The following is a 12,438-nucleotide window of genomic DNA, read 5'->3' as shown; positions in this document are numbered from 1 at the left end:
CCGGTGGTCGATCCGGTCTGGTTGACCCGTCCGGGTGTGCTGGCCGGCGCCGCCGCGTTTGCCGGTGTCGCGGTGCTGGTCGCCGTCGGGTACGGGGTGCGCCTTCTGGTCCGCCGCCCGGGCACCGGGTACGGAGCGCGGAGCGGCGCGATCGCGGTGGAGTTGCCGGCCGGTCGCCCGGTCGCGCAGATTCCCGACGAGCACGCCGCCGCGAAAACCGCCGTGGCCGAGTTACTCGCCGAGCTGCGGCCGGCCCCGCTCGTCCCGGGCCACCCCGACCACCGGCTGGCCGATCCCGAGGGCCGGTGGGCCGCGCACCACGTGCCGTTCTACGTACTGCCCGGGCTGAACCGCCGCTACGCCTCACGGGTCGCCCGGCGCACCGCGCTGATCATGTTCGTGGCGCCGGAACCGGACGGGGCGCCGGCGGTGTTCATCGACCCGTTGACGCTGGCCAGGCTGCACCGATTGGACTCGTGGGAGCGGGCGCTGCTGGCCGAACGGGAGCTGGCCCGCATCCGCCAACCGGAGCTGCCCGAGCAGGCGATCCAGGCACTGCCGATGCCGGAACCGGCCCGGTTGCGCCTCCTGGTCGGCAACCCCAACCCGGGGGTGCGCAGGGCCAGGGCCAGCGACGACCTGGCGACGGCGGTCGAGCTGGCCGCGTCCGTGGCCGACCACCTGGCGAACGCGTCGGGGCGCACCATGCGGGTGGAGCGGCTGCTGGACCGGATCGCCGGCGACATCCACGACCTGGAGGCGGCGGTCGGGCTGCACCCCTGGCTGCACATCGACGACGTGGCGGCGCGGCTGCTGCCGCTCACGCCGCCGGTGACGCCCGCCGTCGCCCCGATCGTTTCCCCGGTCACCAGGCCACCCGCCGAGCCCGCCGGCGGCCCGGCCGCAATCACGGTAGTACCGGCGTTCGGCCGCGCCCACCTGGAACCCGTGACCGAACGAGATGGCGCCGGCGCCCGGATACATCAGGCAATCGAGCTGTACCTGGAGATGCTGGACGAGGCCGGGTTGCCGCTCGATCCCGCGGTCCGGGAGCGGTTTGTCGGGCTGCTCGAGCATATCCGGGACCACACCTTCTGGGACCGTAACGGCGGGTCCACCGCCATCGAGCTGGACGCTCACCTGCGGGTCCCCGTGATGTGGCTGGCACCGGAGGACCTGGCGGTCAAGGCCACGAACCTGGCCGAGGTCGCCGCGTTGCTCGGCTTCCGGCTGGACGCGGAGCTGATGGGCGCGTTCGCCGTAGTCTGGCATGAGCTTGGCCACGTCCTGCAGCTCGCCTACGGCTGGGATGCGGGCGCGACCGACGACCCGTTCGACACCCTGGCCCGGCACAGCCTGGCGGCCGGGCTGTCCGGGCCGCTGCTGGTCGAGCCGAACCCGTTCACCACGGTGCTCGAGGTCGAATCCGAGCGTCTCGCCGAGGGGCTCGCCTCGCTGTTGCTGGTCCACTACCTGACCACCCGGTTCGAGCTCACCCGGCTGCAGAGCCATTACCTGCCGACGGTGCTGCGTTCGGTGATGGCCGACGGGTTCTGGCGCAAGAGCTCCCGGGGCGCGCCCATTGCCGAGGCGCCCGAGCTGCCCGGTTACCTGCACTACCACGAGGAATCGGCGGTGCGCGCTGTACTGTCCCGCGCCGCGGCGGCCGCCCACGGCGGTGGGTTGGTGCGTGGCGGGCTGAGCCACACCCAGCGGCGAGTGCTCGAGCGGTGGGTGTTGCCGACGGCGATCGAGCAGGGGCACACCCGGCTGGTGGAGGTCGAGGGCTCGCCCCCGCTGCGCGTGCTGGACGAGGCCGGCATGCGGCCGCTGCTCGAACGCGTCGGGCTCGGTGAGCTGCCGTCCAATATGCTCGACTACGCCTGGACGCACCCGGTCCACGCACCCGGCGGCGAGATGGTGATGTTCGCCGACACCGCGGCCACCGTGCTGGCCAATCCTGCGCTGCTGCGCTGGCTACAACGGCACAACCGGACCTTCCACCTCGGCGATCACCCGGACCCGCACGGTGCCGAACACGAGGCGGACGCGGCGGCGATCCTCGAGGAATGGGACCGGATCCGCGCCGGCCAACCCGCGAAGCAACGGTTGTTCGGCGAGTTCGCCGTCCGCGAACTCACTGCTCTGCGGGCCGAGGCGATCGCCGAGGAGTGGTTCGCCCGGCTCCAGCAGACGGACAAGCCGCAGGTCTTCCGGGCGGAAGCCCGCGAGCTGCGCCTGTTGGTGGTAATCGCGCGCATGCTGCTGCGGGGGCAGGCGCTGGACGAGTCCTGGCCGGTCGGGCCGGTGCGGTTCTACCTGGCCAGCGACGAGCGCTTCAGCACGCCGGGCGTGGACCCGGTGCGCACCAGCGACGTAGTGCCCACCCAGGCCGGGACGCGGCACATCTACGCCGCCGACCCGCTCGGGCTGCTCTACCGGGTCGTCGCCGAGCTCGGTCGGGCACGTGGCGAGACGTCGGACCACGCCATGTGGCACGCCGAGCTGGCGCTGCGGCTGGTCGACCAGCGGGAGTTGGCCGGGCTGCCCGGGCGGATCCGGCCGGACCGCGCCGACTGGACTTCCGCCGGGTACGCGCACACCCTCGCGCGAATGGCCCGCACCGACCCGCAACGCCGGCGCCACCGGGTCATCGCCGCCGACGAGCGGGTCACTCGGGTCGAGCGGGAGACCGAGCCCGGGTGGTGGCAGAGGCTGCACCTGCACCACGCCGGACTTCGCTGGTTCCTGGCCGTGCGGGCGGCCCGGTCCGTGCGGGTCGACGAGGACGCGCTGCGCCGGGAACACGCGGCCGCGGTGGCCGAGCTGCGCGGCCTGATCGACGGCCTACCCGGCCTCACCGGGGCTCAGCGCCAGATGCTGGACCGGGCGGTAGCCGGCCGGTCCACCGAGCCAGTGGGCGGCTTCCGGGTGAGCCACGCGCTGCGTGTGCTGCGCACCGAGGCCGAGTTCGATCATCTGCGATTTCCGGACAAGGACCTGTTCGAGCTGGTGGTGCGCAACATCGTCTGGGGAGATCTCCTCTCCGGCGAGCAGCTACCCGGCCTGGCCGAGCTGCGTGCCGAGGCCACCGGTGCGCTGGTGCAGGGCGCTCCGAAGGCGCTGCGCATGTTGCTGGTCGATCGGTCGGAGCCGCACGGCCGGCTGGTCGAGCCCCAACCGCCGTCGCACAGCGGCGGCAACCGCCGCACGGTGCACGAGGAGTACCGGGCGGCACGGGCGGCGCTGCGTGAGCTGGCGGAGGCCAACGGCCTGGCGCTGACCGGCCCCGGCGAGCCGAGCGCCGACCTGCCCTCGAGGGTGGCGTTGAACCTCTGGGCGCTGCGCATGGCCGGCGCCCGGACCAGCAGCGCAGACCTGCTGCCGCTGGTGGTGCGCAACATAGTGTGGGGCGAGCTCACCGCCACACATCCGGCGTTGCGACTGCTAGCCATCGGCTCGTTCACCTCGGAGGCCGAGGCGCTGACCGCGCTGCTCGCCGATCCGGCCGAGGGCAACGATGATCTGTTCGCTTTCCAGCCGCCGAGCGAGGGAGACCCGCCGGTCGAGATCCGGCTCGTGGCGACCGAGCCGGCACCAGATCTCGATGAGCCGACCGCCGGGCCCCGGGCCAGTCTGAACGCCGAGGGCATCTCCGTGCTGATCGGCCCGGAGGGCGTGTCCCTCGGCCGCACCGGCGGCGCGCCGACCTCGGTGGCGCTGGGCGACCCCTCGCTCGCCGACCCGCACGCGTCGATCACGCTGGAAGCCGACCGGTGGATGCTCACCGCGCACGCCGACACCACCGTCGGTGGCGAGCCGGTGACCGAGGCGACGCCGTTGGCGGACGGCAACCGGCTGCGCCTCGGCGACGTCGAGCTCGTCTTCCGGGACCGGCCCCGCCAGCGGCTGGCCCACACCGGGTTGGCGCTGGCCGGCCTGGCCTGGTTCGGTGGACTGACGCACGTCGACTGGCTGTCCTCCCCGGCGCTCCTGGGCGGCACGGTCGTGGCGGTGACCTGGGCGGCCCTGCACCTGACCTGGCGAGGTCGCAGGTCGGTAGATGAAGAACCACCGTCGATACCGGCCGACGCGTCCCCGGCCATGGTCTTCGACAGGTGGCGGACCCTGTCCCGGCCACAGCGCTCGGCGTGGATCAGAAAGTCCCCGGACGAGGCGGGCCGGCGGGCCGGCATCCCGGTCGTGGACCGGCACCGGGCGAACCTGCTCGTGCTGGCGCGGGAGAAGGCGGCGCTCAAGCGGGAACTGCGCGAACTGTGGGGCATGACCGCCTACGTCGTCCCGCGTCGCGAGGCGATACGCGGAATGCTCAAGGGCATCAAGGCGATCGAGCGAAGCCTCGGCCTCGGCTTCATCGGGTTCATCCTGAAGCCCTTCCCGCGGGCGTACTTGATCGGATTCGACACGATCGGTCGAGGGCACGCAATCGTCGCCTACGAGAACCCGGACACGTCGGCGTACGTGGCGCTCTATGTGCCGGGCATGGGCAACCGTCTGGAGACCGTGGGCGACGGCCTCCGCAGCGCCAAGCGGCTGTGGAAGCGGATCGCGTTCAAGCTCAAGGTACGGAGCGTCTCGGTCATCGCGCACTGGGCACTCGACCAGCCACAACACCTGCGGGAGGCGACCAGCACCCGATACGCGGAGGCGGCGGCGCCGAAACTGCACCGGTTCCTGCTGGGCATCCGTGCCACCGGTCGGGCCGACCAGCAGCTGACCCTGATCGCCCATTCCTACGGCTCGGTGATCTCCGGGATCACCGCCGCGCTGCGGGATGTCCTCCGGCTGGTCGACGACTGGATCATTCTCGGCAGCCCCGGCGTGCACGCCGCGCACATCTCCAAGCTGCTCCGCGGACTCCTCACCCGGGTGTGGGTCGCCTCGGCGAAGCGGGACCCACTCGGGCGCACCCCGGAGCGCATTCACGGTGTCGATCCGGCGAGCCAGGCATTCGGTGCCCTCGTCTTCGATGCCGGCACCGGCGGCCGTTACGGCGGCCAGTTCGGCGTCGAGCGCCCTCACCGGAGCTACTGGAACAGGCATTCCCCGGCATTGGCGAACATGGCGCTGATCATTACCGGCCGGCGCGACCAGGTCCGGTTGGTCGCGGGGCGTGGGGTACGCACCTGGTGGGGGCCGAAGCGGCGGTACCGGATCCGGGAGATGGGCCGGCACGACGGCCCGGCGCTGGATCAGGTGTTCGAGGGTATTTCCAGTGACAGCAAGTACACGCCGTACTTCGGCGGCATGCCCAGGCTGACCGCCGAGATGCGCAGGCATCTGCTCGACATCGACGGTCGGCGCCACGTCGCGCTCGTCGCGGAGGCCCGGACGAAGTCTGGCTGGCGGGCCATCGGAATCGTCCGCTTCATCGGCATCGAAGAGAACCGCGCGGACATTGCGGCCGAGATCGTCGACGAGTGGCAGGGGAGGGGCGTCGCCACCCAGATGTTGCGCATCCTGGGTGAGCGGGCCGCCGTGCTCGGTTACACCGACCTGGTCGGCGAGTTCCTGCCCACCAACCGCGCGATCCGGCGAGTGCTGCTCCGGGTATTCCCCGACGTCGAGTTCGGCTACGACGGTTACCACCCACAGGTGCGCATCCCGCTTGGTCCTCGGCTGGAGCCGCGCGGGTGGAGACGGTGGCCCGGGCGGTTCGCGAGCAGTTTCCGGATCGCCGAGTCAAGGCAGGGGCTGCATCTGGGCGTGCCACTGTTGGGGCTGGCCAGTTGGGGCAGCGTGCCGCACCACATTGAGGCGTTCGGGCTCGTGGCAGTGGCGGCTGGCATGCTGTTGCTCGCCCGGTGGGGCATCCCGCGCGGCCGCGGTCCGCCCGTCCGCGCCGCGGTCCGCATCGCGGTGCTCGTTGCGTTGACCATCCTGATGACTCGGGCGCTGGGCGAGGTGGCGGCGCAACTCGCCGTCGTCCTTCCGATGTTCGGCCCAAGACGCCCGGACGGCGAGCACGGTCAGGATGGCGACGCCGCCGTGCCCGCCACGCGGCCGACCAGGTCGCGGCGCTCGGCCGCCGTACTGAGCCGGGACGAGGCGCGCGCCGCCTACGCGCTCTACACCGGGGCCGAGACGGGCCAGCCGATGTCGGTCGACCTGGTCGCGCTGGCGATCGGCATACCCGCGGAGATGGTGTGGCGGAGCTTCCTGGCCCACGGCCTCGCCCTGCGCGATTACCGGTCTGCCGCCGCACAGATGTGGCGCCCCAGCCAGGCCGAGCGAATGAGCACGCGGCCGGACCCACGCGCCACCGAGGCCTTCGAGCCTGGGGTCATCGAAGCCAGGCTTCGTGAGCTGGCCGCCGCGCTGGGCCATACGCCGACGCGGGCGGAGTGGCACCGGGCCGGTCTGGCACCCAGCGACACGACGGTGATCAGGTACTACGGGAGCTGGAACAAAGCCCAGACCGCGGCGGGCCTGTCCAACTTCCGGGCCACCTACACCGACGAACAGGTGCTGTCCGCCCTGGCTGAGGCGGCGGCCTGGGTGGTCGCGGCTGCCACCTCGGCCGGGGTGCCGTCTCCGCCGATCACGTTGACCAGGTACAAGGAATGGGCGGCACAGCGACCGGCCGGAAGCCCACCGGCCCCGTCGGCGGCAGCGGTCGCCAAGCGGTTCGGTGGCTTCGGCAACGCGGTCCGGCGCCTCGCCGAGACCGGTACCCGAAAGGCTGCCACACCGCCGACGACGGAACGGCCGGCGCCGCGCCCGGTCACCAAGCCGTTGCCCGAGTCCGCAGCCCAGCTCACCCCCGAGCAAGCGGTGATCTGGGAGCTGTACTGGGACGGGCTGTTTTCCGGCGAGGAGATCGCGACGCTGCTGGGGACGACGCCCTGGCAGGTCCGGAAGGTGTTCCGGGACGTCGGCCAGCCGCGCCGGACGAGGCGCGAAGTCAGACAGTTGCTGTCGATGGTCGAGCGCGCGGTCACCGACCTCGAGGCCGGACGGATCGTCGCCCTGTTCCGGGGGACCACCGACCGGCCCGCGATGACGCCGACACAGGTCGCCGAGTACCTCGGCGAGGACCTGCGCAAGATCTACGCCGCGCTGCGGCCGGTGGTCGGCGACGAAGAGTCGCGCCGCCGGTGGGCCTCCCCGGACAAGCCACTCGCGCACGCCGGGTTCGCGCTGGCCGGGCTGGCCTGGTTGGGCCACTGGCCGAGTCACGTCATGGTGCCGGTGATCACCGGGGCGGCGGTGCTGGGGCTGCTCGGCTACGCGGTCCGCCGTATCAGGGGGCCGCCGGCGTGGCGTCGGGTGTTCAGCGGCCTCATCGGTGTGCTGCTGGGCGCGGTGATGTTCTCGTCGGCTCTGGTCGGGCGGGCCGACGCGGTGCCCGACCAGATGCCGGCCCAGCGGAGCGTTGCCGTCGAGCGGAGCGCCGCCAAAGCTCCGACCACCGCCGGAGCACAGACCACGGCCGTGCCGTCCTCGGCCGGAGCGTCGCCCACAGCCGTCCCGTCGCCCCGGTTCCACCTGGGCATCGCGCCGAAGCGCACCACGGCCGGGCGGGAGGCGGCCGCGTACGGGGTGACTTTCGCCGAGTTCAACGCAGCCAACGGCGGCCGGTTCACCGGGCCGCACCAGCGCATCGGCGGGCAGCGGGTGAAGGTGCCCGCCACCTGGAAGGGGATCATCACCGCCCAACCGGGGGACAGCCTCTGGTGGGTCTTCAAACGGCAGCGGGACTGGGCGGGCTACCGGGCCGCCGTGCGGGCCGACCCGACCCCCGACCTGATCTACCCCGGCCAGCGCTACCGGATCTCCAACTACCGGCCGATCAAACCCGTCAAGCCTGTACAGCCGGTGAAACCGGTGCATCCGGTAAAGCCGGTCGAGCCGCCGGTCGACTTGCCGGCGCTCGAGATCCGGCCGGTGCCGTGGAGCTACCCGGCCGGCCTTGCCGGAGCCATCACGCTCGCGCTGGCTGCGTGGCTCGGTACCGCCCTTCGGCTCCGCCCGCGCACCAGCCCGAAGCACCGGGCTCCGCCCAAGCAACTCCCGCCAGTCAAGCAATCGACCAAACAGTCGGCCAGGCATTCCGCGCCGAGAAAGCACTCGGTGTCGGCGCGAGAGGTGCTCCGGTGGCTTGCCGCCCAGGCACGGGCCGGCCGGTCGGCCCTGCGGGACCAGCTGACCATCTGGTGGGCCGGTGCGCGGGTGGCGGTCGCATGGTGGCCCGGCGTACGGGTCGAGGTCGCCGAGCTGCGCGGACTGCCGCGTCGGGTGGTCGAACTGATCGGTTGGGACATGCCGGTCCGGGCCGGCCCCCGACGGACCACCCGGGCCCGGCTGGCGGCCGGCCTGCTCGGGTTCGGGGTAGCCCTCGCGGCGGGTGGGTTCTGGCCGGCGGCGGTCGGCGCGCTGGTCGGTGGCGCGGTGCTGGCGGTCCGGGTGCGGTGGTCCGCGAACTGGCTGCCCACGCCGAGGCCGGCCGACGGGTTGCGGACCAAGCGGCCGTTCCGCGCGCTGGGGCACACAGCGGTGGGCCTGTTCGGCGCACTGGCCGGGGAGCTCAGCACGCACGCCCCGGCCCTGATCAAGGATGCGCTGCGCTGGATAGCGTCCAAGCCGGAGTCCACCCTCGCGGTGAAGACGTTGATCTCCGCGCTGGCGGTGAGCGCGGTGATCAACTACCGGTCGGTGAAGAACCGGCGCACGCTGCTTTACGAGCGGGGCATCTACACCCGGCCTCGGCGCGATGCCTGGCACTCGGCGGTGCGGGCGGCGGCGGTGGCCTGGGTGAGCGACCTGCTCGCCCTGGCCGGGCTCCCGGTACTGGTGTTCTGGGTCGGTGACCGGTTGGGGGTGGGCCACAACCTGGCCGCGATGATCCCGGCGGTGCTCGCCGCTGCTCTGGGCTCCGCCGTCCAGCTGCGGCAGCGGGGCGGGGAGCGGTCGTGGAACGCGGTCGCCGCCGGACTGTACGCGATCCCGACCTTCCAGCTGCTGAACGCACTGGGGATACGAGGCCCACCGACCAGCTGGGGTGACTACTTCCACGACCTGGCGCTGTGGCTGGCGCTGGTCGCGCCGACCCCGTTCATCACCGACTACCTGATCGCGGCCGGCGGCGCGCTGCTCCTCAAACGGGTCCAGTGGTTGCAGTACCGGACCGGGCAGAACACCCTGACTCGGGCGGCCGGTATCGGCACCGTCCGGCGGTGGCACATCTGGCTGCAGCGCTCCGGGGACCGACTCAAGTCCAGCCTCGAGCTGTTCGGCCGGCCGGACTGGCTGGTCACCCTCCTGCGGGTAGACGCGGCATTGAAGGTCGTCCTCGGCTACTCGATCCTGCGTGCCAAGACGACCATGGAAGTCGTGGCTTTCGCGGCGCTCGCGCTCGCCGGGGGGCTGCTGCTGTGGCCACTGCGCGATCTCCTGGAACGCAAGCAGAAGGCCCTGGGCTCCAAGAGCTCGCGGTCGATGGCCCGACGGGAGCGGCCGATCGGACCGCTGTACCGGGTGACCCGGCGGGTCGACGCGCTGCCCGGCGCGCTGGACGACTTCCTCGCCGCCACCGGGCTCAGCACCGGAGAGTGGCAACTGGACGACCCCGAGCTGCCCCGCCGAACGGCGGCGCGCATGGTCGAGCTGCTCGGCCAGCTGCCGCCCAATCCGCTCGAGCTGGATCTGGTGGATCAGTACGTCCCGGAGCTGACCGACGCCACCGCGCGGGTGCGCGAACAGTGGCTGGACCGGCACGGCCAGCACCTCCGCGCGCTGGCGTTGACCGTGCTCATGGTGGCCAGCAACCGGGACGCCCTGTTCGGCGCGCTGACCCGGATGAGCGAACGCCACCAGGACCGGGCCGACATCCTGGCGTTCCTGGACCGGTTGCTCGACGAACTTGTCCGGCCGGAGAACCTGAACCAGCTGGCCCTGGACGCCGACGACCGGATCCTGCTGGGCCTGCCCGCCGACCGGAATGCACCGCTGGACGGCGTGGTGATCAGGCCGATCCCGCGCCGGGTGTGGGAGGAACGCCTCGGCGACGCCATGGCGGAACGTCACCGGCAACATCTGCACTACCTGCTGCGCGACCTCTGGGATCTGCTCCTCACGGCCGGGCTGCGACTCGCCGGTTCACCCCGGGGAGAACTGGCCCGGCGGGCGATCGAGGCACTGACCACCCGAGCACTGGGCCAACTCGAGCGGGAGCGGCACCGCAAGCGGCACGACCAGGGCATGGTGGTGGCGCGGGCGTTGCTCGGGGAGCGCATCCGCGCGCTGCGGAACGCATTGGTCGCCGACGAGCGGCGCATCGATGAGCCCCTGCGCCCGAGTGGGAGCAAGGACATCGCGCACCGAATCGAGCAGTTCCAGCGGTTGAAGGCGGCCCTCACCCTGCTGGACTCGACGTTCGCCGTGCTCGACGAGGTCGAACTGCACACCCGGGAGCGGGACAAGTGGCGCCAGAACATCGAGCGCGCGGCCCGGGCGAAGCCGAAGCTTGAGCCGGGCTCGCTGCTGGCGGCGCTGCTGATCGTCGCCGGTGCGAAGGGACCGGTCACCGCGGCCGACCTGGTTCGCCGCCACGCCGGCCTCGCCTACCCGGTCACCGAGCGGACCTGGCAGCGGAAGCTGCACGCGCTGGCCCGGGCCGGTCTGCTGGAGGGGACCCCGGGCGAGGGGTACCGGGCGGTCGAGGGACTGCGGGTCGCCTGGCGGCGGGCGAACCCGATGCTGCGGCACGCGCTGCGCACCAACCCGAGGATGCTGCCCGGCGGAGAAAAGCTGGCGCCGCTGCTGAAGGCCGGGGCGTCGGAGGACGACATCGGGCACGCCCACCAGATCCTGCTCGACCTGTTGTCCCACGGCACCCGGGTATACCGGTACCACACACCCGGCATGCTGGACGACCTGATGCGGGCGGTCCTCCCGGGTTGGAGCTGGTGGCGCGGGGCGCTCTACCAGCGCAGGCACCCGCTGGCCCGGGTGGAGCGGCTGGCTCCGGAGCCTCGGACCAGACCCGAGCGGGAGCTGCGGGCATCGATCCGCCGGGCTACCTCGCGCGAGCTGACCCGCGCCTGGCGGCGCGCCGAGCTCGCGGTGATCAAGCTGCATCGCGCGCGCCGGCACACCGCCCAGCCCAACGCCCCGCCACACGGCCGGGCCGACCTGCGCGCCGCCGCCGACAGCCCGGAGCTGCGGGCGGCCTACCAGGCACTGAACGAGGCCATCGACAACCGGCTGGCCGCGTACGAGGACCTGCGCGCACTGGCCGAGCGGATCCGCACGGTGGACGAGCCGGAGCCCGGGGCGCGTTCGGCCCGGCTCGGCCGGTTGCTGGTGCGGGCCGACCGTCTGGTCGATTACGGACCGAGCCGAACTCAGGAAGCGCCGCCGCCGGCGTACGAGCTGCGCCGGGCCTATGCCGCGCTGAAGGCGGCGAACCGCCGGCTCGGCCGGACCCGGCCAGGCACCACCGCCCGCCTGGACGCGCTGCAGCAGGCCCGGGTCGCGCTCGACCGGTTCTTCTACGCGACGCGGGAGGCGGTAAGTGCGGACCTCGGGGTCGAGTGGGCGCCCCGCCAGCTGCTGCTCAGGGGCTTGCGGCTCGCCCCCCGGCTGGTGAAGGCCGGTTCGAACGCGCTGACCCACATCTCCACGCTGACCACGCCGACGGTCGGCGGGGAGCGGGGAAGCATCGCCGGGGTGGAGACGGCCGAGGCCACCTTCGCCCTGTCCACCGCCGGTACGCCGAGGCTCGCGGTGGCCAGCCTGACCGGACCGGTGCCCGGTGCCCGCAACACGGACGCCGTCGCCGCGCATGTCGACCCGGCTAGCGGAGTGGTCACCGTGGTGGTGGCCGACGGGCTGGGCAGCGTCGCCAACGCCGCACTGGCCGCCCGCGTCGCGGTGGAGACCGCCTTGGAGGAGCTGGTCCGCACTGATTCCCCCCGGCGCACCCGCGAGCAGGCGCACCTGGCCGCCGCCGCCCGGGCCGGCGCCCGAGTGGCCGCGTTGGCACTTCCCGGGCAGGCCTACCAGCCGGCCGCCACCTACCTGGCGGTACAGGTCGTTCCGGCGGCTGGCGAGTCCCACCTCGCCGAAGTGATCACGTCCAACCTGGGCGATACCGCCGCACACCTGGTACCCGCCGCGAGAGGTTGGTCCCGGTTGAGCGTTGATCACACCAACTTGGCCACCGAGGGACTGGTCGCGTTCCTCGGCGAGAACCCCCGGGTGCGCCCTTCGTTCGACCGCATCTTGGTGACCGATCCGGGCAACCTGGTGCTCGCCACGCGCGGGCTGGCCGAGCAGGACCTCGGCGGGCTGGCCCCGGACCGCACCGACGAAGTACTTGTGCGAGAGATCGCCCGGCGTTCGCTGGAACGGAGTGGGTTAGGCAACCTGACGCTGGTGGACATCCCGCTGGTATTCGGAAACGGGGGGAGCTAA

General features: G+C 72.5%; 1 protein-coding gene (only partly in view). It reads left to right on the top strand.

Going from position 1 to position 12,438, the window contains the following annotated elements; genetic code table 11:
* Positions 1 to 12,438, top strand: partial view of an alpha/beta hydrolase gene (locus ABEB12_RS34570; RefSeq protein WP_185063277.1) — the final stretch only. Its footprint begins 37,029 nt before the window's first position; only the last 12,438 of its 49,467 coding nucleotides appear in the window; its start codon lies off the left edge, out of view; it ends in the stop codon at positions 12,436 to 12,438.

The organism is Actinospineispora eucalypti (assembly GCF_039543365.1).
Lineage (GTDB): Bacteria > Actinomycetota > Actinomycetes > Mycobacteriales > Pseudonocardiaceae > Pseudonocardia > Pseudonocardia eucalypti.
This window is presented reverse-complemented; position numbering and strand designations above follow the sequence as displayed.